Below are 21,037 nucleotides of genomic sequence, written 5' to 3'. Positions count from 1 at the left end.
AGAAAAGAATATCAGAGCCGAGGGCCCCGACGAAACACGGCCGGTCAGCCGCCGGCGTGCTGACGCAGCCACGGCAGCGGGTCGATCGCCGTCGTGCCGTTGTCGAGAACCTCGAAGTGCAGGTGCGCACCGAACGAGTGGCCGGTGTCGCCCACACGCCCGATGAACTGACCCACCTTCACGGTGTCGCCGGTCTTCACCTGCAGCGAGCCGTACTGCATGTGGCCGTAGCGGGTCGAGACGAGCTTGCCGTCGATGATGTGATCGATGATGATCATCACGCCGTACCCGCCGCCGCTCTCCGTCGCGGTGCGCACGACGCCGTCGGCGACGGCCTGGATCTCGGCACCCTCGCCAGGCGTGAAGTCCAGGCCCTCGTGCATCGTGCCGTCACGCATCCCGAAGCCGTAGCTGATCGAGACGCCCACCTTGAACGGCCACTGGATCGGGCTGTTCGCGTTGTTGGTGAAGAAGTTCGAGTAGTGCGTGATGCCCGACTCGGCGGCGAGCTCAGCGGTCGACGCCGTGGAGTAGTCGCTGCGGTTCAGGGCGGTGACCTGCGCATCGGCCGGAGCCACGTACGCCTGGATCTCGTCGCTCGACAGCGCGCTCGAGGTGCCGGCTTTCGAGCCGGTCGCGATCGAGACGGATGCGGCGGCGGAGCTGCCTGCGCCAGAGACGGCCTCGGCGGGCGTCGTCATACCGATCGCCAGCAGCCCGACGATTCCCATGGCACCGACGGTGGCGGATGCGGCCGTCGCGCGCTTGAACGCCGCACCGCTGAAGCGGCGACGCTTCGCAGGAGCGGCCTCAGCGGCATCGTGCGCCGCGACGGGCTCATCGGCGATCGCGGCCGCGGCGACCTGGATGGGGGTCTCACCGGTGAACGAGAAGAGCCGGGCAGCGGCCTCGAACTCGTCGGCGATCGCGTGCGCTTCAGCTTCGTCGGCGAGAACCGCCTCGGCGAACACACGGGCCTCGTCGTCGAGTTCCGTCGCGACATCCGCGACAGGCAACTCGGCAGGGCTCGCCTCCGTCTCCGAAGCGACCGAGACGGTGTCGACGACCGGCAGAGCGACCGGTTCGTCGTCGATGGCATCCAGAGCGACGTCGATGGGCGTCGCCGAAGCGACGGAGGCCTGGGCGAGCGAACGCGCACGGCGGCGGGTCAGTGGCGCCTCGGCGACGGGCGCCTCGGGCTCCGATACCGACAGCGTGACGTCGGCGGCCGCGAGCGGCTCCGGCACGACCTCGAGCACCAGCTCAGGCTCGGCGACGGGCGTCTCGGCGCGCTGCGACGGCCAGACCGGCGTGGGACGCGCGGCCACCTGCTGCGCGCGGAGCTGTGCCCGGGTGAGTGGAGCGACCGCATCCGAGGTCCCCGAAGAAGCCGCCTCAGCAGCGCGGTTCCGGCCGGAGCGTCGCGTGGGAGCGGTCTCCGCCTGGGGATCTAGGGGGGTCAAAACGTGGTCAGCCTCGGTCTCGGTCGCACGGGAAGCGACAGGGAAAACGGAAGGAGATGCTCATCCTCGTTCGGGCAACGAAGATAACGAATAGGTAAACACTACAACCCGGAGCCTGAGAATGCCATGCGCGCGCATCAGTCTTCGAGTCGGGCGAGCAGAGCGGCGAAGAGACCCGGTGCCGCCGCGATCGTCATCTCGCGATCGGCACGCTTGCCGCCCCGTCCCGCCACGACGCCGCCGGCCTCGGTGACGATGAGGGCCCCCGCCGCATGGTCCCACGGCCACAGGCCCTTCTCGTAGTAGCCGTCGATGCGACCGGCCGCGACGCCCGTCAGATCCAGCGAGGCCGCACCGATTCTGCGCAGGTCGCGCGCGAGCGGCATCACCCGGGCGAGGCGCTCGAGCGCCGGCGCGTGAGTCGCGGGGTCGTATCCGAACCCCGTGGCCAGCAGCGCTCCCGCATCCGACGGCTCGGCGACGCGCAGGGCCCGCTCGCCCTCGATCGACGAGACGAGACGCGCTCCTTCGTCCCGCGCCGCGGTGAAGAGCTCGTCGACGGCGGGGTTGTAGACGGCACCAGCCAGTGCGTCCCACTTCTGCGGGTCGGGCTCCCCCGAAACGGCCGCGATGCTCACGGCGTACGCCGGGATGCCGTAGGCGTAGTTGACGGTGCCGTCGATCGGGTCCACGACCCACGTGATGCCGGAGGCGGATGCGGCCACGCCGCCCTCCTCCCCGAGGAAGCCGTCGTCGGGACGCGCCGCCGCGAGACGCTCGCGCACCAGCTGCTCGACCTCGCGATCGGCGTCGGTCACGATGTCCGCCAGCGCGGACTTCGTCGCGGCGATCTGCACGCCTTCGCGGCGCCGCCGGGCGGCGAGCGCCCCCGCCTCCTTCGCGACCTCGATGGCGAGCGATTGCAGATCCAGAGCGGAGGGCATGTTCCCACGCTACCGTCGCGCGGGGCGAGGGTCCGCCGTTAGCGTGGCGGCATGACCGTCATCGCACCGACCCATGACGTCGTGATCGTCGGCGGGGGCCACAACGCCCTCGTCGCCGCCGCCTACCTCGCCCGCGCGGGCCGCTCGGTCGTCGTGCTGGAGCGGCTCGACCACACCGGAGGAGCGGCCGTCTCCGAGTCGCCGTGGGCCGGCGTCTCTGCGCGACTGTCGCGATACTCCTACCTGGTGAGCCTCCTGCCCGCCCGCATCGTCGACGACCTCGGGCTGCGCCTGACTCTGCGGCGCCGACGCTACTCCTCGTACACCCCCAACCCGGCCGACCCGGCGCGCGGCGTGCTCGTCGACACCGGTGACGCGCAGGCGACGGATGCGAGCTTCCGCCGCGCGACCGGCAGCAGCACGGAGACGGATCGGTACCGGAAGCTGAACGCGCGGGTCGCGCCCCTCGCGCGCACGGTCTTCCCGTCCATGACCGAACCGCTGCCCACCGCATCCGCTCTGCGCACGGCGCTCGGCGACGACGCGCTGTGGGATGCGGTCACCGCGCGGCCACTGGGAACGCTGCTGCGGGAGAGCCTGGAGAGCGATCTCGCGCGCGGCATCGCGCTCACCGACGGACTCATCGGCACGTTCTCGCACGCCGACGATCCCTCCCTGCGGCAGAACCGCTGCTACCTGTACCACGTGATCGGCGGCGGAACCGGGGACTGGGACGTCCCGGTCGGCGGGATGGGACACGTCAGCGCGGAGCTGGAGCGCGCCGCACGGAGCGCGGGCGCCGAGATCCGCACCGGCGCCCCGGTCACGAGCGTGAGCCCCGACGGCGAGGTGCGCTACGGCGGGAGGGATGCGGGGGTCGTCACCGGCCGACTGGTGCTCTCCGCCGTCGGACCGGCCGTCCTCGATCACCTGCTCGCCGCGGCGGGAGCCGACGTCCCGCAGCGGCCGGAGCCGGAGGGCGCGCAGGTCAAGGTCAACATGCTTCTGCACCGGCTCCCCCGGTTGCACGATCGCCACGTCGCACCGGCGGCGGCGTTCGCGGGAACGTTCCACGTGAACGAGACGATGACCCAGCTCGACACCGCGTACACGGAGGCGGTCGCCGGCCGCATCCCCGACCCGCTCCCGGCGGAGATCTACTGCCACTCGCTCACCGATCCCTCGATCCTGGGACCGGAGCTGCAGGAGACGGGCGCGCAGACTCTCACTCTGTTCGGCCTTCAGGTACCGCACCGGCTCATGAACGGCGCGGACCCCGACGCGATGCGCGCCACGCTGCTGGCGGCAGCAGAACGCTCACTTGAGTCCGTGCTCGCCGAGCCTCTCGCCGACTGCATCTGGGAGACCCCGACCGGGGCGCCCTGCATCGAAGCGCGCACCACCGCGGACCTCGAGGAGTCGCTGGGCATGACCGGCGGCGACATCTTCCACGGCCCGCTGTCGTGGCCGTGGCGCGAGGACGAGACGGATGCGACCTCCCCCGCCGCGGCGTGGGGCGTCGACACGGCACACTCCCGCATCCTCCGCTGCGGATCCAGCGCCGCACGGGGCGGCGCTGTCAGCGGGCTGGGCGGTCACAACGCCGCGATGGCCGCCATCGCGCTGCTGCCCGGCTGACGCGGGGGCGTCACCCGAGCGTGCGCAGGTGACTGATCAGCGCGGGGGCAGCGGCGGCGGGGGCGGGAAGCCCTCGTAGCCGGGGGCCGCGGGCGGCTCCGACGGCGTCACCGGCGCGGCGGATGCGGGCGGCTGGGCGCCGTACGCCGCCTCCGCCGTGGGCGAGACCGTCGGGGGCGTCTGGTGCCAACCCGTCGGGTATCCGGTGTAGTAGGCCTGCCAGTCGGGCGAGCCGTCGGGGAGGACCGGCAGCGGGGTGACGCGGTCGGCGTACGTCGGCCACGCCTGCGGCGCAGCGACCGGCCAGGTCGGCGGCGCCGTCTGGGCGCGGGGCGTCTTGGGACCGAACAGCAGGTTCACGAGCGGGACCAGGGCGGTGCCGACGGCCGCCAGGATCGTCACGGCCACGACGATGCGCCAGTACACGTCGTAGAAGTCCACCCACTCCTGGATCGTCAGCGGCAGCACGAGCAGCACGACGAGGGCTGCGACGAGGCCGACGGTCACGTATCCGACGATGCGGTTGAACAGGGTGGGAACGCGCACGATGGCCTTGGTGTACAGACGCACGTGGAGGACGGCGAGCTGGACGATCAGCACGATCATCAGGAACGAGAAGAACCGGGTGAAGGCCGTGAGGCCCTCGGCGCCGTAGCGGAAATCGTCGAAGGAGGGCCGCTCCGGCATCCAGATGAGGAAGGCGCCGACGATGAGGATCAGCACCCACGCGATCATGCTCGTCAGCACGAACCATCCGGGACGCCGAGGGGCCAGATGCGCGTCGAGGATCGAGACGCCGGCGAAGGCGGCGAGCAGGAAGATCGTGAGGAACGCACGCCCGACGATGCCGTTCTGAGAGCCGATGAGCACCCAGACGACGCTGACGAGCGCCGCGGCGATCAGGGCGCCGATGGCGACCCAGATGCCGGCCCGCACGAGACGGTTCGGGCTCGACGACTCCGTGGTCGGCGCAGCGGACGGTGCGACGGGCGGTTGCGGCGCGGACATCACGGCTCCCTTCGCGGGCGCCCCTCGCCCGCCCTCTCATCCTGGCACGCCGCGCCGATCCACCGAGGAGGGTTGTGGGCGGCGTGCAGAACCGACCGGCGACACGTCGGTGCGCAGAGAAGCCCTGTTCCCCTGTCACAGATCGCGCTCATCGCGTCGATCTGTGACAGGGGAACAGGGCGCGCACACGGGCAGAACACGGAAAAGCCGAAAGCCCCCATGCGGGGGCTTTCGGCTTCGATGGTGGCGAGTGAGGGATTCGAACCCCCGAAGGCTACGCCGGCTGATTTACAGTCAGATCCCTTTGGCCGCTTGGGTAACTCGCCAAGTGCGCACCTGCCCAGCTTGTACAGTCGACCAGAGGCGCGATCCCCGATACTACCCCCTCGCCGACGTACTCAGAAATCCGCGGCGGGCCCGCGCGCGGCGGCTCAGGAGCCCTGATCGAGTCCCGACAGCGCGGAGGGCAAGCGCAGCAGCGCGCCCTCGAAACGGCAGGTCGCGGCCGCGACCCCCATCGCCGTGTCGACCAGCGTCACCCAGGCGGCTTCGTCACTCGGATGCTCGGACAGCAGCGACGCGACGGCGGAAGAGAGCACGGCGTCGCCCGCTCCCATCGTGTCGACGATGGCGCCGGGGACGGAGGCGATCGGACGTTCGATCGCGACCGCATCCGTGACGATGCCCGCCCCCTGCGCACCGCGCGTCGTCAGCACGGCCACCGCACCGAGCTCCCGCATCCGGTCACGCACGGTGTCCAGTGGTGCCGCGTACAACAGCTCCGCGTCGTCGTCGCCGACCTTGACGAGGTCGGCGAGCGCGGCGAGCTGCTCGAAGCCCGCGACGAATGCGGCGCGGTCGTGCATCATGCCCTCGCGCGGGTTCGGGTCGACCGCGAGCAGCCCGTCGGCGGCACGCACCGCATCCGCGAGCTCGGCGGCCTGCGCCGCGTCGTCGAACGGGAAGCAGCTGACGACCGTGATCGCCGCATCCGCAATGACGCGACGCTCCTCGTCGCCGAAGCGGATGCGGCGGTTCCACGCCGCCTCGTTGAACACGTACACCGGCTCCCCGCCGGCGTTGCGGGTGCTCACCGCGCGCGACGAGCCGTGCGGCGACGGGGTCGCCACCAGCTCGACGCCGAAGTCGTCGAGATAGGCGCGGATGCGGTCGCCGGGCTCGTCGTCGCTGACCATCGCGATCAGCGTGGTCGGAAGGCCCAGCCGAGCCAACCCGACGGCCACGTTCAGGGCCGCTCCCCCGACGAACTCGCGCACTCCGATGTCGTCGCGCAATTCGTCGATCAGCGCGTCTCCGATGACGACGACCCGTCCTGCTGCGGTCATCCCTGTTCCCCTTTCACGCGCCCGACGAACGCTTCAGCCCGTGCACGCGTGCCGTCGATGCGGCGATCGACGCTCGCCCGGATCTCGCTCGGTGCGAGAGGGGCCGCCAACCGCACCGTCTCGTGGCACGACAGGTCGGCGCACATGTACGTCCCCACACTGTCACCGCTCTCTCCCGCCTCGCCCGCCCGGCGCGCGGTGAACAGCGCGACCTGGTCGCCGGGCTGCATCGTGTGGCACAGGTTGCACATCGCCGATCGCGCACGGCCGTTGCCCTCCGCGGCGCGGAGCACCACACCCGCCGGCCGCCCCTCGGACTCGGTCACCAGGTACCCGCGGCCGCGCGAGCGCGGGTCGCGCCACGCCAGGAAGTCGAGGTGGTCCCAATCGGTGAGCAGGAAGTCGTGCGGCATGGCGGCCACCCGGACTTCCTCCGGCGCGGCGTTCACGAACGACTCGCGCACCTGTTCCTCCGTCAGAGCCCGCATGACTCAAGTCTACGAATCGACGCGGACGCCGGATGCGGGCCGCATCGGCCCATGGAAGAATCGCGGCATGGCAGATTCCTCGTTCGACATCGTTTCCAAGATCGATCGGCAGGAGGCCGACAACGCTCTGAACCAGGCCCGCAAGGAAGTGGAGCAGCGCTACGACTTCAAGGGCACCGACGCGTCCATCGAGTGGAGCGGCGAGTCGATCCTCATCAAGGCCAACAGCGAGGACCGGGCGAACGCTGTCCTGGATGTCTTCCAGACCAAGCTCATCAAGCGCGGCATCTCGCTCAAGAGCCTGGAGTCGGGCGAGCCCACCGCGAGCGGCAAGGAGTATCGGATCGTCTCGACGCTGAAGGAAGGCATCTCGCAGGAGATCGCCAAGAAGATCGGCAAGATCATCCGCGACGAGGGGCCTAAGAGCGTCAAGTCGCAGATCCAGGGCGACGAGCTGCGCGTGCAGTCGAAGTCCCGCGACGACCTGCAGGAAGTCCAGCGTCTTCTCAAGGCCGCCGACCTCGACGTCGATCTGCAGTTCACCAACTACCGGTGAGCCAGGGCTGAAGGACTTTCTCCTCACAGCTCGGCGGCTGCGACGTCTTCCTCGGTGACCGCACATCGCGGTCACATCGAAAGGAAGACCATGACCTCCCCCGTCACCTCGCTCGACCAGCTGCCCGCCGAGTTCGCCCGCCGCTTCAACGCGCGAGACCTCGCCGCCCTCACCGCCCTCAACGCCCCCGGCGCCGTCTTCGTGCCCGCCCCGGGTCAGCCGGTCACAGGCGACGAGGCGGTCGCGGGCGCGCTGGAGCAGTTCCTCGCCATCGGCCTGCCGATCTCGATGACCGTGCGCAACGTGTTCGTCAACGGCTCCGTCGGCCTCGCGATCGCCGACTGGACGCTCGAAGGAACCGCCGCCGACGGCAGCCAGGTGTCGCTCGGCGGCAGCACGGCCGACGTCGCCGTCTTCGACGAGGAGCACGGCTGGCGGTACGCGATCGACAACCCGTTCGGTACCGTCTGAGCGCGAGCGGGCGGGGGCGGCGCCGGGTCGCCGTCCCCGCCCACCGGCGGCGTCGGTAGGATTCTGCGACGTCCTCCCGAACGGATGAACTCCCTCATGTCGTCAGCATCCCCCGCCTCGTCCGGCACGCACGCCGCCCTCGAGGCGATGATCCGCTCCGACCCGCAGCGACTGCGTCGGCGATCGATCTCGCTGGGCGTCGATCCGTCCGATGCGGACGATGTCGCGCAGGATGCGATCATGCGCGCCTGGCGCGCGGTGGAGCGCATCCACTCGCCCGAGCCGGGGCAGATGTGCTCGTGGCTCGACGCGATCGCCCGGAACGCCGCCTACGACCTCGCTCGACAGCGGCGCAGGCATCCCGTCGCGCCGATCGCCGACGACCGCAGCGACGACGCCGACACCGCCCTCGACGTCGAGACACGACTCCTGCTCGCCGGCGCGCTGGCCGCCATCAACGACCTCCCGGACGCACTTCGCCGTCCCCTCCTGCTGAGTGTCGTCGACGGCCTGTCCAGCACTCAGATCGCCGAGCAGCTGGGCCTGACCGCCGCTGCGGCGCGTCAGCGCGTAGCCCGCGCCCGCAAGGCGCTCGGCGCCTGCCGCAAGGCCGGTATGGAGGAAGCCGGCTAGGCAACGATGCACATCCCGCGTGAGAACGGCATGAGAGTCGTTTCACATTCCGCCGCCGCACGCTCCGGGGTGAAAGCCTGGGGCGAAGCAACACCGCGCGCCGGGGATGTTCGGGTCATCGTCGTCGTGTGAAGCGCGATGTCGTGTCGTGTAGCCCCTCCCCTTCGCGGGAGGGGCTTTCTCGTGCGGCGGCGGCGTCAGGCGGTGAGGTGCGAGATCAGGATCTGCGTACCGATGCCGATGAGCACGAGGCCGCCCACGATCTCGGCAGGACGACGGAAGCGGGTGCCGATGCGGTGCCCGATGAGCACCGCCGCGAACGACAGCACGAAGGTCACCAGACCGATCGCGATGACGGCGATCCACACCGGGAAGTTCAGGAACGCGAAGCTCAAGCCGACGGCGAGAGCGTCGATGGAGGTCGCGACGGCGAGCACGATCGTCTCCCGCGTCGAGAGGCGGGCACTCCCGGCCTCTGCGCCCTCCTTGTCGGGGGTCAGCGCCTCCCACAGCATCTTGACGCCCACGGCGGCGAGCAGTGCGAAGGCGACCCAGTGGTCGAACGGCTCGATGAACGCGGCGAATGCGCTGCCGAGCAGGTATCCGAGCAGCGGCATGAGCGCCTGCGCGAGGCCGAAGGCGAGCGCGAGCACGAGGGCGTTGCGGACGATCTGCGCGCGCAGCTGCAGGCCCTTGCCGAGGGCGACCGCGAAGGCGTCGGCGGAGACGCCGACGGCGAGCAGAGGCAATGCCCAGAACGACATGACGCTCCTGGTGGGGTGGTGGGAGGACGCGGGCGATGGCCTGCATCCTCCAGCCTGCCGATTTCGGAAAACCGAACTCAACTCCGCCGCGCGATTGTCAGCTTTTCGGCTTCCCCAACATCAGTGGAAGCGTGCGCGCGCCCACTGCTCGAGCTCCGCGTACGCGACGCGTCGCGGTTCCGCCGCCGACAGGAAAACGTCGTGCACCGCTCCCTGGATGCGGGCGACCGTCACGAGCGGACCGAGCTTGAGCGCGGCACGAGCGATGTCGTCCACGACGAGCACGGAATCGGTGGAGGTCATCTGCTCGCTCCAGCGGATCGGCGACGACGAGCGCGCGGAGAGCAGGACGAACGCGGGCGCTCCCACATCCACGCCGGCGGCGATGCGCGCGTGCCCCTCCAGCACGGCATGCAGCCAGCCGGGATGCGTCGCGAAGCCCTGCGCCGGCCGCCACTGCTCGCGGTAGCCCGGGATCGGCAGCACACCGAGCTCGGTCTGCGCCCGCGTGTAGAACCCGAGGTCGACGACGGGCTGCGACCCCCGGGGCTGAACGCGGGCCCGCGCCTGGATGAGGGGCGCGATCGCCTGGCGCCCGAACGACCCGATCTGGAACTCCAGCCAGGGACTGTTGAGCACGACCGCGGACGCCGTTCCCGGATGGCGTGCCGACCACAGCGACAGCGTCAACCCGCCCGTGGAATGCCCGAGGAGCACGAGACGCCTGTTGCGGCGCGGCCCCATCGCGGCGAGCGCCGCCGCGATGTCGGCGTCGTACTCGTCGAGGCTGTCGGCATAGCCGGGAACCTGTCCCTCACGCAGGCTCCGACCGTACCGGTGCAGATCGAGGGCGTAGAAGCGCGCTCCGAGCCGGGCCCAGAAACGCGCCAGCTCCGTCTGGAAGAAGTAGTCCGACCACCCGTGGACGTACAGCACGTCGACGTCGCGAAGCGGCGCGACCAGCCGGCCGAACGGATGCGGCAGGTGCCGCACGAGGGTCGCCACCAGCGGACCGTCGTCCGCGGGAAGATCCAGCGGCAGGGTCTGCTGCGCGAAGCCGGGCCCGAGGATGTCGGGGGCCCAGGCGCTCATGCCGTCAGCCTAGCGACGCGCGTCCGGGAAGCGACCGATCGGTCGCGAGCTCACTCGCCGCGCGAGATCGCCACCATCTCGTCGCGCGGCACGACCTTGATGCGCGCACGCTCGGCGGGAGCGCCGAGGGCGATCTCGTGCTCGTCGAGCCGGTGCCACCCCTCGAGGTCGGTCCAGCGCACGCCGCGCTCGGCGAGCAGGGCGGGGACCGCCTCCGGGGAGGCATCCTCGGGCTGCCACCACGAAGCCTGGCCGTTGATGAGGTGGCGCACGGTCTCCATCGCGTCGGACTTGGTGTGACCGATCAGGCCGACGGGTCCGCGCTTGATCCAGCCGGTCGCGTAGACGCCGGGGACGACCTCGTTCGAATCGGGGTGGAGCACCTGACCCTCGAGGTTCGGGATCACCCCATGGCGCTCGTCGAACGGGACGCCGGGAAGCGGCGAGCCGAAGTAGCCGACCGCGCGGTACAGCTGCTGGATCGGAACCTCGCGCAGCTCGCCCGTACCGGCGACGCCGCCCTCGCCGTCGGGACGCGTGCGCTCGTAGACCAGCGCCGCGACGCGGCCCGCCGCATCCTTCTTGACCTCGACGGGCTTGGCCCAGAAGTGCAGGTGCAGGCGCCGAGAGGCCTCGCCGCCGGCGCCGTTCGCACCCGGACGGGTGCGCCACTCCTGCAGCACGCGGTCGATGACCTTGACCTGCTTGTTGCTCGCGATCGCGGCGAGCGACGCCTCGTCGTAGTCGAAGTCCTCGTCGTAGACGACCATGTCGACGTCGCGCAGCTCGCCGAGCTCGCGCAGTTCGAGCGGCGTGAACTTCACCTGGGCGGGGCCGCGGCGTCCGAACACGTGGACATCGGTGATGGTCGAGGCCTCGAGCCCGGCGTGCACGTTCTCCGGGATCTCGGTCGGCAGCAGATCGACGGCGTGCTTGGCGAGCATGCGCGTGATGTCGAGGGCGACGTTGCCGTTACCGATGACGGCGACCGAGGTGGCATCCAGCGGCCAGGTGCGCGGCACGTCGGGGTGCCCGTCGAACCAGCTCACGAAGTCCGCCGCGCCGTAGGAGCCCTCCGCGTCGATGCCGGGGATGTCCAGGTCGGCGTCGCGGATGGCGCCGGTGGCGAAGATCACCGCGTTGTAGTGCTTCTTGAGGTCGTCGAGGGTGATGTCCTCACCGAAGCGCACGTTGCCGAACAGGCGGATGTCGCCACGGTCGAGCACGTCGCGGAGGGCCGTGATCACGCCCTTGATACGAGGGTGGTCGGGGGCGACGCCGTAGCGCACGAGGCCGTAGGGCGCGGGGAGGTGCTCGAACAGATCGATCGAGACGTCGAACGCGCGCTCTGCCTTCAGGAGGATGTCGGCCGCGTAGATACCCGCGGGTCCTGCGCCGACGATGGCCAGCCGGAGCTTGGTCATGGGAGTCCTTTCGAGGGATACGGCGGCGTCGGTGGCGACGCCTCGAGCGCTCTGGTTCGCAGGCGCGGAGATCAGCTGCTGCGGTCGGCGACGGCGTCGGCGAACCGCGTGAGCGCCTCGCGGACCGCACCGCGCGGGAGCGGCTCCAGGGCGGCGACCGCCGCGTCCGACCATTCGTGCGCGAGCGCCAGGGTCTGCTCGGTGGCCGCGTGCTCGCGCAGCTCGGCCAGCGGATCGTCCAGCAGCGCCGGGTCGGCCCCGTCGGCGATCTGCGCAACGCCCGCGTCGATGCGCACGAGCAGGTCGACGGATGCCGGATCGTCGAGGCGTCCGAGCAACAGATACGGCATGGTCGGCACGCCCGCGCGCAGGTCGGTGCCGGGCACCTTGCCGGTCTCGGCCGCATCCGCCGAAAGGTCGATGACGTCGTCGAGCAGTTGGAAGGCCACACCGACCTTCTCTCCGAAGGTCAGCAGCGGCTCTTCGTAGGCGAGGGGGGCGTGCGAGAAGAGGACACCGGCCTGCGCGGAGGCTGCGATGAGCGAGCCCGTCTTGTCGCTCAGCACCTGCAGGTAGAAGTCGACGGGGTCGTCGCCCGCCTGAAGACCGACGGTCTCGTGCATCTGCCCGAGAACGAGCCGCTCGAAGGTGTCGGCCTGCAGCTTCATGGCCTTGTCGCCCAGGCGGGACATGATCTGGCTCGCGCGGGAGAACAGCAGGTCTCCGGTGAGGATGGCGACGCTGTTGCCCCAGACGGAGTGCGCGGCGGGCACACCCCGGCGCACGTCCGCACCGTCCATGACGTCGTCGTGGTACAGCGATCCGAGGTGGGTCAGCTCGAGAGCGGATGCGGCATCGATGACCTGCTCGTTGACGCCGTCACCCAGCTGCGCGGTGAGCACCGTCAGCATCGGACGCACGCGCTTGCCGCCGGCCTCGTAGAGGTAACGGCTCGTGGCGTCGGCGAGGGCATCGGCCACGTGCAGCTCATCGGCGAGGTGGGCCTCGACCTTGGCCAGGCCGTCTTCGACGGTCTTCTGAAGTCGGCGGGAAACGGGACCGGCGAAGACACGGTCGGCGAGGCCGAGTCTGCTCGCGAGGTGCGCGCCAGGCGCAGAGGGGCTCCGTGTCACTCCTCTAGCCTACCCGCGGGCCGGAGAGGCTCGCCCCGCTGCGGGCCCTCAGTTCTGTGCGGGCTCGGCGAACGGCGCACGCGCGCGGTGCAGCGCCACGATGCCGAAGGTGAGGTCGCGGTGCGCGACGTCGACCCAGCCCGCATCCCGGATCCAGCCGCTGAGAGTGCGCTGGTCGGGCCAGTCCTTGATCGACTCGTTGAGATAGTCGTAGGCGTCCGCGTTCGAACTGACGCCACGCGCCACGACGGGTAGGACACGGTCGTTGTAGAAGCGGTAGAGGCCGGCGAACAGCGGGTGCGGCGGGTGCGAGAACTCGCACACCACGAGTCGGCCACCGGGCTTGGTCACGCGGCGCATCTCGGCGAGCGCCGCGTGCGGGTCGTTGACGTTGCGCAGGCCGAACGAGATCGTGACGGTGTCGAACGACGCGTCTTCGAACGGGAGGGCGGTGGCATCCGCCTCCTGGAAGGTGAGGTTCATGATGTGCCCGTGGCGCCGGACGCCCTCGGCGATCATCCCGGGCGAGAAGTCGGCGGCGACCACCTCCGCGCCGCTGCGGGCCAGCGCCACGGCGCTCGCGCCGGTGCCGGCGGCGAGGTCGAGGATGCGCTGGCCGGCGCGCGGCGCGATCGCGCGCGTCGCCGCGACGCGCCACAGCCGGTCGTTGCCGAGGCTGAGCACCGTGTTGGTGCGGTCGTAGCCGGCGGCGACCTCGTCGAACATGCCGCTGACACGGCCCGGATCCTTGCCGAGGTCGGCGCGGTGCTGGTCAGGGCTCTCGGTCACATCACCAGCCTAAGGCGTGCGTGCGCCCCCCTCTCGCTGGGCCTTCCTCGAGCGGGGCGAGTCTAGGCTGGGAGGGTGATTCGTGCCTCGCGTCCTCGGCTGCTCGTCGAGACCCGCGAGATCGACCCGATCGACGACCTGCTCGCCTTCACCGACCCCGCCCGCCCGCTCGTGTGGCAGCGCCGGGGCGAGGGAATGGTGGGTCTCGGCGAGCCGCTCGCCCTGCCCTTCGCCTCCGACGCCGACGCGCGCGCCGATCGGTGGCGCGAGGTCGCCGCCGCCGCCGTCGTCAACGACCCGCTCGAGATCCCCGGCACGGGCCTCGTCGCCTTCGGCGCCCTGCCCTTCGACCGCCGCTCCGCCCGGCCCGGCGCCCTGCTCGTTCCCCGCGTCGTCATCGGACGCCGCGACGGGCGCTCCTGGCTCACCCGCATCCGCTGGAGCGACGAGGCCGCCCTCGCCCCCGCGGCGACGCCCTACGGTGCGCACTGGTCCGCGACCCTGGGACCCGGCCGTCAGCATCCGGCCGGCTACATCGCCTCGGTACGCGAGGCCGTCGCGGCGATCGCCGCGGGCGAGGTCAGCAAGGTCGTCCTCGCGCGAGACCTCGCGGGCACCGTGCCCGCCGGCTCCGACCTGCGCCGGCTTGTGCGCGCCCTCGCATCCGGCTACCCCGACACGTGGGCCTTCGCGGTCGACGGGCTGATCGGCGCCAGCCCCGAGACCCTCGTGACCGTCGAGCAGGGCACCGTCACCGCCCGCGTGCTCGCGGGCACGGCGGCACGCGGCGCGGATCCGGATGCGGATGCCGCCGCCGCCCTCGCGCTCGCCACGAGCACCAAGGATCAGGACGAGCATCAGTTCGCGGTGCGCAGCGTTCTGGCCGCGCTCGAACCGCACACCCGCGCGCTGCGCTCGAGCGAGCAGCCGTTCACCCTCAAGCTGCCGAACGTCTGGCACCTGGCGACCGACGTCGAGGGTGCGCTCTCCGACACGGCGTCGTCGCTGGATCTCGTCGCGGCGCTGCACCCGACGGCGGCCGTCGCCGGAACCCCCACGTCCGCCGCGCTCGATGTCATCCGCCGCCTGGAGCCCTTCGACCGCGGTCGGTACGCGGGCCCTGTGGGATGGATCGACCAGGACGGCGACGGAGAGTGGGCCATCGCCCTGCGCTGCGCCCAGTTCGACACCCCGGACGCGGGCGGCGATGTCTCCCTCACCGCGTATGCCGGTGCGGGTATCGTCGCCGCGAGCGATCCCGAGTCCGAGCTGCTCGAGACGCGGGTGAAGTTCCGCCCGATCGTCGAGGCTCTGGCCTGAGCGCTCAGCGCTCCAGCGGCACCTCGATGAGCTGACGGCCGCCGGCGGGAGAGGTGAGCGCCTGGTCGAGCGCGGCCCGCGTCGTGATCCGGCGATACTCCCACCCGTAGGCGAGAGCGAGATGCTCCAGCCGCACCGACTGCGGCGTGTACTGCACGCGGTCGATGGCGGCCGCCTCCGCGACGCGGGCGACTTCGAGCCCGTCGAAGATCGTGCCGCCGCCGTCGTTGCCCACGATCACCTGGATGCGCGGCTCCGCCTCCGCCGCCGGCAGCAGCAGGGCGCCGACATCGTGCAGCAGGGCGAGATCTCCCAGCAGCACTCTGGTCACGCCGGGGCGCCCCTCGTCCTGACTCGCGATCGCCACGCCCGTCGCGGTCGCGACCGTGCCGTCGATGCCGGCGAGCCCGCGATTCGCGTGCACCGGAACCTTCTTGCCGCCCAGCACCTGATCGGCGACGCGGACGAGGCGGGAGGACCCGAAGACCAGCCGGTCGTGGGGCCAGCTCGCGCGCCACACGGCATCGACGAGCGCCGCTCGATCGAGCGGGGCTCGCAGCACGCCGAGTTCCGCGGAGACCGCCGACAGCCGCTCGCGCGGGACGGCGGAGGCGAGGCCGTCCGCGTCGGGCGCGGGCGGCGAGAGATCGACCGATGCGGCACGGGAGGCGCGCATCCACTCCCCCAGCCACGCACGATCGGCGTCACCGGGCGCGACGGCGACCGCATCGACGGCGGTCGTGCGACCGTTGAGGTTCAACGGCTCACCGGGGCCCCGTATCGCGACGACCTCGACGTCGTCGCGACGCAGCAGAGCGGTGACCTCGCGGCTCAGCGTCGGATGGCCCCACACGACGGCCCGCTCGACGCGTCCCCCGAGCTCGGGATCCGACAGCGCCTGCCGGTAGCCGTGCACGAGCAGGCGCCCGAACCGGGCCCCGCTGACGATCTCGGCGATGAGCGGCCAGCCTCCCTCGTGCGAGACGCGTTCGGCGTCGACTCCCGCATCCGCCCCGGCGATCACGACCGTGCGCGGGCCCTGCGTCAGCAGCAGCGGAGCCGCTCCGGGCTCCTCGGGGACGTCGGACTCGCCGATCCCGCCGCCGCCCTGGTAGAGCGCTCCGGATGCGGGCTCCTCCTCCTGCGCGTCGGGGGTTTCGTCAGCGCCGGAGACGGCGAACCACGCGGGAAGGGCGCCGGCCAGCGGCTCGCGGAAGGGCAGGTTGACGTGCACGGGACCGGCGGGGCGGGTGCCGGCGCCGAGAGCGGCGTCGAACGCGTCATCGGCGAGCCGGCGGAACATACGGCTCTGCTCGGACGAACCGTCAGCGTCGATCGCGTCGGGCACCGGAGCATCGATGTCGAGACGGGTCGCCGGCTGGAAGAGCCCCGGTTGCCGCGTGGTCTGGTTCGCGCCGACACCGCGCAGCTCCGGCGGGCGGTCTGCGGTGAGCAGCAGCAGCGGAACGCCCGCGTGATGCGCCTCGAGGGCTGCAGGCATGAGGTTCGCGACGGCGGTTCCGGACGTGCACACCACGACCGCCGGAACACCGGATTCGCGCCCGATCCCGAGGGCGGTGAAACCCGCGACCCGCTCGTCGATGCGGACGTGCACCCGCGCGCGCCCCGACGTCTCGGCGGCGGCGGCGATCAGCGCGAGCGCCTGCGACCGCGAACCGGGGCTCACCACGATGTGCTCGACGCCGCGCTCCAAGAGCTGCGCGAGCAGCGCCGCAGCCGCATCCGTCGCCGGCGCGCGGCCGGCGTCTTCGGGCGTCGTCATCTCAGCGCGGCTCGTCCTCGTCGGGCCGACGCGGCGCGGGATGTCCCGGTGCCTCCGGCGAGCGGGGGGTCTCGTCGTCGGAGTCGAGCTGTGCCAGCTCCTCCTCCAAGCGACGGATGCGCTCGTCCTGGTCGCTGATCGAGCCGATCGTGCGGAGGAAGTCCGGATCGTCGTCGGGTGCCCGCCGCACCGGCGCCGCGTTCTTGCGCGCGCGCCCCGTCACGAACCACAGGATGCCGCCAACGACGGGCAGCAGGATCACGATGACCAGCCAGGTGCCCTTGCTGACGCCGCGGTGACGCGAGGCCGGTTGCACCGCGCAGTCCACGACCGTGTAGACCCAGAAGACGACGGCAACCAGCGCCAGAATGAGCAGGAGCCGGACCATTCCCCCATCCTAGGCCGCGCGGCCTGCACGGGCCCCGAGAGCGCAGGCGCTCGACGCGTAGGATGAGGGGGTGAAGGCCCGTCCCGCGATCGTCTACTCGGTGCTGCGCGTTCTCGCGTTCCTCGTGCCGTTCGCGATCCTCATGCTCTTGCCCGTGTTCCGGGAGCTGTACTGGCTCGCGGCCATCTTCGCCGCGCTGATCGGGCTGAGCCTGTCCATCCTCTTCCTGCGCCGCCCCTTGGCGGAGGCGACGGCCGATCTCGGCAAGCCCCGCGAGCCGCGCCGCCCGCTCGGTGCCGACGACGCCGAGGCGGAAGACGCCGCATCCGGGGACTGAGTCCTCAGCCCTCGCGCACCCGCCGCGAGCCGGGGCGGACCATCGCCGTCGCGTCGGGGGTGTCGAAACCGAACTGCCGGTACAGGCCGTGCGCGTCGCCGGTGAACAGCGTCCAGCGGAACTCGGCACCGGGACCTTCGTCGATCATGGTGCGCACGAGGAGCTTGCCGGCGCCGGCCCCGCGCACGGAGGGGTCCACCACGACGTCGGCGAGATAGGCGTCGTTGACGCCGTCCGACACCGCGCGCGCGAAGCCCACCTGCGAGCCGGTGACGTCGTCGTACACGCCCACCACACGCCAGGCTCCGTCGATCTGCTGCTCGATCTGCTCCCGTGAGCGCCACCGATGCCAGTACACCTCGCTCGAGAGCATCCGCCAGATCCAGGCGCGGTCGAGCCGAGCCGGGTCGGTGTCCGCGACGAGGACCATCACCGTCCGCCGCTCAGCCGTGGAGAGCCCAGAAGACCAGCGCCGCGTAGGCCAGCGAGCCGAGCGAGGTGAGACTCAGCGCGACCACCAGCTCCTTCGGCTCGCGATACGTCCACACGATCAGCACCGCGGGAAGCACCAGCAGCAGCACGAGCAGCGTGAGCCATGCCGGCGGGTAGAACAGCGCCAGGAAGATCGAGATCGCGAAGGGCACGAGCACGATCACGGTGAACAGCACCTGCGTCGCCCGCTTGCCGATCCGCACGCTCAGTGTCTTCTTGCCCGCCTTCTTGTCGGGCTCGATGTCGCGCAGGTTGTTGGCCAGCAGCACGGCGCAGGCGAACAGACCCGCGGCGACCGCGCCGAACCAGGCCTCCTGCGGCAGCGCCTGCACCTGCACCCAGGTCGTGCCGAGGGTCGCGACGAGCCCGAAGAACACGAAGACGACGACCTCGCCGAGCCCCGCGTAGCCGTAGGGCCGCTTGCCGCCGGTGTAGAACCACGCCCCGATGATGCAGACGGCACCCACGGCCAGGAACCACCACTGCTGCGTGCGGATGGTGAGCGCGAGGCCTGCCAGCGCGGCCAGGGCGAAGAAGGTCAGCGCCACGATCAGCACCGTGCGCGGCTTCGCCTTGCCGGCGCCCGTCAGACGCGCGGGTCCGACGCGGAAGTCGTCCGTGCCGCGGACGCCGTCACTGTAGTCGTTGGCGAAGTTCACGCCGATCTGCAGGAGGACGGCGACAGCCAGGCAGCCGAGCGCGAGCAGCCAGTGCAGGGCGTTGTCGATCACGAGCGCCGCACCCGTGCCCAGCAGCACCGGGGAGACGGCGAGCGGGAGTGTGCGGAGCCTCGCGCCCTCGATCCAATCCCCCGCGCCTGCGCGCCGCACCGGACGCGGACCGACCTGCGCGCGTGCCTTCTGGGGGTTGCCCGAGACGCCGGGTCGCTTCTTCCTGGTCTTACTGGCCACGAGCAACAATCCTATTGCGGCGACCTCAGCGCTCGATGAGCGCACGCAGCGCCCGGCGGTCCGGCTTGCCGCTGGCCAGCAGCGGGATGCTCGCAACCACCTCGATGCGATCGGGTCGCGCCGGCGCTCCGAGGTCGGCGCCGACCGCCACGCGCACCTCGTCCAGACGCGCGGATGCGGCTGCATCCGCTCCCGGCACGACGACGACGGGTGTCTCACCCCACCGCTCGTGCGCCGCGCCCACCACGACCGCGTCCGCGAATCCGGGGAGTCCCCGCACGACGCGCTCGACCCGGTCGAGCGACACGTTGACCCCGCCGGAGACGATCACGTTGTCGAGACGGCCGGCGACCCGCAGGCGTCTGTCCTCGAACGAACCGGCGTCACCCGTGCGGTACCAGCGCTGCCCCGCGTCGTCGCGCACGAAGGCTGCGGCCGTGCGCTCGGGATCGTCGCGGTACCCGTCGGCGAGCATCGGTCCCGACAGCTGCACCTCGCCGTCCGCGATCCGCACGCGCACACCGTCCAGCGGAACGCCGTCGTACACGCATCCGCCGCTGGTCTCACTCGCCCCGTAGGTGCGCACGATGCGCGCCCCGAGGGATGCGGCGCGCTCGCGCACGGCGTCCGGAAGCGCCTGTCCGCCGACGAGGATCGCCTCGAACGAGGCGAGGGCCGCACGCACCTCAGGCGCGTCGGCCGCGGCGACCAGCTGGTTCACCTGCGCCGGAACGAGCGAGGTGTAGGTCGGCGTGCGTGCGCCGTGCGCGGCGGAGGCCATGCCCCGCGCGGCGGCGACGAAGCCCTCCACCGAGAAGCGACCCTCGAGGATCGCCGGTTCATGCCCCGCCAGCAGCGAGCGCACGAGCACCTGCAGCCCCGCCACGTAGGTCGCGGGCAGCGCCAGCAACCACGTGCCCTCCCCGATCCGCGCGGCGGTGGAGCTCGCGCTCGCGATGAGGGCGCTGCGGCTGAGCAGCACGTCCTTGGGGTAGCCGGTCGACCCCGAGGTCGTGACGACCGCCGCGACCCCCGCCGGCACCGGCACCGGCGCTGCGCCGCCGAGGTGGACGGCGGGACCGGCGCCGTCGAGCGCCGCGCGCACCGCCCCCAGCACCCCGCGGGCGCCCGGCGCCGACGGGGGCCGGGCGGTCAGTAGTGCCACGGGTAGGGCGACCAGTCCGGCTCGCGCTTCTCCAGGAACGCGTCGCGCCCCTCGACCGCCTCGTCGGTGCCGTAGGCCAGGCGGGTCGCCTCGCCGGCGAAGACCTGCTGCCCCACGAGCCCGTCGTCGACCGCGTTGAAGGCGAACTTCAGCATCCGGATCGCCGTCGGAGACTTGGTGAGGATCGTGCGTGCCATCGCGATGGCCTCGCGCTCGAGGTCGGCGTGCGGCACCACCCGGTTGACCGCGCCCATCTCGTAGGCGCGCTGCGCCGAGTACTCCTCCGCCAGGAAGAACACCTCGCGCGCGATCTTCTGACCGACCTGACGAGCCATGTACGCCGAGCCGTAGCCCGCGTCGAAGGAGCCCACATCCGCATCCGTCTGCTTGAACCGGCCGTGCTCGGCCGAGGCGATCGACAGGTCGGCGACGATGTGCAGCGAGTGCCCGCCGCCGGCCGCCCAGCCGGGGATCACGGCGATGACGACCTTCGGCATGAACCGGATCAGGCGCTGGACCTCGAGGATGTGCAGGCGCCCGGCCCGTGCCGGATCGGCGACCGTGGTCTCGTCCTCGGAGTACTTGTAGCCGTCGCGCCCGCGGATGCGCTGGTCGCCGCCGGAGCAGAAGGCCCAGCCGCCGTCCTTCGGGCTCGGGCCGTTGCCCGTGAGCAGCACGACCCCGATGCGAGGGTTCTGGCGAGCCGCATCCAACGCGCGGTACAGCTCGTCCACCGTGTGCGGGCGGAAGGCGTTCCGCACCTCGGGGCGGTCGAACGCGACGCGCGCGATGCGGCCGTCGCGCGAGACGTGCGCCGTGATGTCGGTGTAGGAATCCGCCCCCGGGGCGAGTTCCCACTCCGCCGGGTCGAACAGTTCGGAGACGGTCATGC

22 protein-coding genes and 1 tRNA gene are annotated in these 21,037 nt (G+C 71.5%); 6 read left to right on the top strand and 17 right to left on the bottom strand.

From position 1 onward, the window contains the following. Nucleotides 1–44: 44 nt before the first annotated feature. Both LXM64_RS03435 and LXM64_RS03430 read right to left on the bottom strand, forming a co-directional pair. Nucleotides 45–1,328 carry a M23 family metallopeptidase gene (locus LXM64_RS03435; protein WP_234074627.1) on the bottom strand — a complete coding sequence of 428 codons (1,284 nt, stop codon included), beginning with the start codon at nucleotides 1,326–1,328 and terminating at the stop codon, nucleotides 45–47. Between the two features lie 272 nt (nucleotides 1,329–1,600). Next, complete coding sequence (locus tag LXM64_RS03430; RefSeq protein ID WP_234074626.1) at nucleotides 1,601–2,407, bottom strand: inositol monophosphatase family protein; 807 nt, start codon at nucleotides 2,405–2,407, stop codon at nucleotides 1,601–1,603. A 51-nt stretch (nucleotides 2,408–2,458) separates the two neighbouring features. Between LXM64_RS03430 and LXM64_RS03425 the strand changes: the two genes are divergently transcribed. Beyond that, on the top strand, nucleotides 2,459–4,045 hold the full coding sequence (locus LXM64_RS03425; RefSeq protein WP_234074625.1) for a phytoene desaturase family protein: 1,587 nt from the start codon (nucleotides 2,459–2,461) through the stop codon (nucleotides 4,043–4,045). Between the two features lie 36 nt (nucleotides 4,046–4,081). On the opposite strand, the gene LXM64_RS03420 is transcribed toward LXM64_RS03425, so the two are convergent. From LXM64_RS03420 to LXM64_RS03405, 4 genes are all read right to left on the bottom strand, one after another. Next, complete coding sequence (locus LXM64_RS03420; protein ID WP_234074624.1) at nucleotides 4,082–5,053, bottom strand: hypothetical protein; 972 nt, start codon at nucleotides 5,051–5,053, stop codon at nucleotides 4,082–4,084. Between the two features lie 241 nt (nucleotides 5,054–5,294). Continuing rightward, nucleotides 5,295–5,379: transfer RNA gene (locus tag LXM64_RS03415), tRNA-Tyr, on the bottom strand. A gap of 105 nt (nucleotides 5,380–5,484) precedes the next feature. Then, the gene (locus LXM64_RS03410; protein ID WP_234074623.1) at nucleotides 5,485–6,399 is read right to left on the bottom strand and encodes a PfkB family carbohydrate kinase; all 915 of its coding nucleotides are present in this window, start codon (nucleotides 6,397–6,399) and stop codon (nucleotides 5,485–5,487) included. Next, complete coding sequence (locus tag LXM64_RS03405) at nucleotides 6,396–6,887, bottom strand: FBP domain-containing protein (protein ID WP_234074622.1); 492 nt, start codon at nucleotides 6,885–6,887, stop codon at nucleotides 6,396–6,398. The genes LXM64_RS03410 and LXM64_RS03405 overlap by 4 nt, the downstream gene beginning before the upstream one ends. A 67-nt stretch (nucleotides 6,888–6,954) precedes the next feature. On the opposite strand from LXM64_RS03405, the gene LXM64_RS03400 reads away from it, so the two are divergent. The 3 genes from LXM64_RS03400 (at nucleotide 6,955) to LXM64_RS03390 (ending at nucleotide 8,547) form a co-directional block, all read left to right on the top strand. Further along, nucleotides 6,955–7,443, top strand: coding sequence for a YajQ family cyclic di-GMP-binding protein (locus tag LXM64_RS03400; protein ID WP_137417904.1), 489 nt, complete (start codon nucleotides 6,955–6,957; stop codon nucleotides 7,441–7,443). Nucleotides 7,444–7,533: 90 nt separating this feature from the next. Beyond that, entirely contained in the window at nucleotides 7,534–7,914 is a 381-nt protein-coding gene (locus tag LXM64_RS03395; RefSeq protein ID WP_234074621.1) for a YybH family protein, read from the top strand. A gap of 96 nt (nucleotides 7,915–8,010) precedes the next feature. After that, nucleotides 8,011–8,547: a sigma-70 family RNA polymerase sigma factor gene (locus LXM64_RS03390; RefSeq protein WP_234074620.1), complete on the top strand. Its 537-nt coding sequence runs from the start codon at nucleotides 8,011–8,013 to the stop codon at nucleotides 8,545–8,547. Between the two features lie 197 nt (nucleotides 8,548–8,744). On the opposite strand, the gene LXM64_RS03385 is transcribed toward LXM64_RS03390, so the two are convergent. From LXM64_RS03385 to LXM64_RS03365, 5 genes are all read right to left on the bottom strand, one after another. Beyond that, nucleotides 8,745–9,311: a manganese efflux pump MntP family protein gene (locus LXM64_RS03385; protein ID WP_234074619.1), complete on the bottom strand. Its 567-nt coding sequence runs from the start codon at nucleotides 9,309–9,311 to the stop codon at nucleotides 8,745–8,747. A gap of 120 nt (nucleotides 9,312–9,431) precedes the next feature. Next, entirely contained in the window at nucleotides 9,432–10,403 is a 972-nt protein-coding gene (locus LXM64_RS03380) for an alpha/beta hydrolase (protein WP_234074618.1), read from the bottom strand. A 50-nt stretch (nucleotides 10,404–10,453) separates the two neighbouring features. Then, a complete protein-coding gene (locus LXM64_RS03375) occupies nucleotides 10,454–11,827 on the bottom strand; it encodes an FAD-dependent oxidoreductase (protein WP_234074617.1) in 1,374 nt (457 codons plus the stop codon). Between the two features lie 71 nt (nucleotides 11,828–11,898). Next, complete coding sequence (locus LXM64_RS03370) at nucleotides 11,899–12,960, bottom strand: polyprenyl synthetase family protein (RefSeq protein ID WP_234074616.1); 1,062 nt, start codon at nucleotides 12,958–12,960, stop codon at nucleotides 11,899–11,901. Between the two features lie 48 nt (nucleotides 12,961–13,008). Then, nucleotides 13,009–13,686 (bottom strand): class I SAM-dependent methyltransferase, encoded by a 678-nt coding sequence (locus LXM64_RS03365; RefSeq protein WP_234075530.1) that lies wholly within the window; start codon nucleotides 13,684–13,686, stop codon nucleotides 13,009–13,011. 141 nt (nucleotides 13,687–13,827) lie between these two features. On the opposite strand from LXM64_RS03365, the gene LXM64_RS03360 reads away from it, so the two are divergent. Further along, nucleotides 13,828–15,069 carry an isochorismate synthase gene (locus LXM64_RS03360; RefSeq protein WP_234075529.1) on the top strand — a complete coding sequence of 414 codons (1,242 nt, stop codon included), beginning with the start codon at nucleotides 13,828–13,830 and terminating at the stop codon, nucleotides 15,067–15,069. Nucleotides 15,070–15,073: 4 nt separating this feature from the next. On the opposite strand, the gene menD is transcribed toward LXM64_RS03360, so the two are convergent. After that, nucleotides 15,074–16,852: a 2-succinyl-5-enolpyruvyl-6-hydroxy-3-cyclohexene-1-carboxylic-acid synthase gene (menD, locus tag LXM64_RS03355; protein ID WP_234074615.1), complete on the bottom strand. Its 1,779-nt coding sequence runs from the start codon at nucleotides 16,850–16,852 to the stop codon at nucleotides 15,074–15,076. Nucleotide 16,853: 1 nt separating this feature from the next. Then, nucleotides 16,854–17,240, bottom strand: a complete 387-nt coding sequence (locus tag LXM64_RS03350) for a PLDc N-terminal domain-containing protein (protein ID WP_234074614.1) — start codon at nucleotides 17,238–17,240, stop codon at nucleotides 16,854–16,856. A 70-nt stretch (nucleotides 17,241–17,310) separates the two neighbouring features. Between LXM64_RS03350 and LXM64_RS03345 the strand changes: the two genes are divergently transcribed. After that, nucleotides 17,311–17,577 carry a DUF4229 domain-containing protein gene (locus tag LXM64_RS03345; RefSeq protein ID WP_234074613.1) on the top strand — a complete coding sequence of 89 codons (267 nt, stop codon included), beginning with the start codon at nucleotides 17,311–17,313 and terminating at the stop codon, nucleotides 17,575–17,577. Between the two features lie 4 nt (nucleotides 17,578–17,581). Here LXM64_RS03345 and LXM64_RS03340 read toward each other — a convergent pair whose 3' ends face one another. From LXM64_RS03340 to LXM64_RS03325, 4 genes are read right to left on the bottom strand one after another with little or no spacing between them, the layout of a single operon-like run. Continuing rightward, nucleotides 17,582–18,007: a GNAT family N-acetyltransferase gene (locus LXM64_RS03340; protein WP_234075528.1), complete on the bottom strand. Its 426-nt coding sequence runs from the start codon at nucleotides 18,005–18,007 to the stop codon at nucleotides 17,582–17,584. Nucleotides 18,008–18,020: 13 nt separating this feature from the next. Further along, complete coding sequence (locus LXM64_RS03335; protein ID WP_419144850.1) at nucleotides 18,021–18,980, bottom strand: 1,4-dihydroxy-2-naphthoate polyprenyltransferase; 960 nt, start codon at nucleotides 18,978–18,980, stop codon at nucleotides 18,021–18,023. 25 nt (nucleotides 18,981–19,005) lie between these two features. Next, nucleotides 19,006–20,136 carry an AMP-binding protein gene (locus LXM64_RS03330; RefSeq protein ID WP_234075526.1) on the bottom strand — a complete coding sequence of 377 codons (1,131 nt, stop codon included), beginning with the start codon at nucleotides 20,134–20,136 and terminating at the stop codon, nucleotides 19,006–19,008. Next, entirely contained in the window at nucleotides 20,133–21,035 is a 903-nt protein-coding gene (locus tag LXM64_RS03325) for a 1,4-dihydroxy-2-naphthoyl-CoA synthase (protein WP_234074612.1), read from the bottom strand. The genes LXM64_RS03330 and LXM64_RS03325 overlap by 4 nt, the downstream gene beginning before the upstream one ends. Nucleotides 21,036–21,037: the final 2 nt, after the last annotated feature.

This window comes from Microbacterium binotii (assembly GCF_021398715.1).
GTDB classification, from domain to species: domain Bacteria; phylum Actinomycetota; class Actinomycetes; order Actinomycetales; family Microbacteriaceae; genus Microbacterium; species Microbacterium binotii_A.
This window is presented reverse-complemented; position numbering and strand designations above follow the sequence as displayed.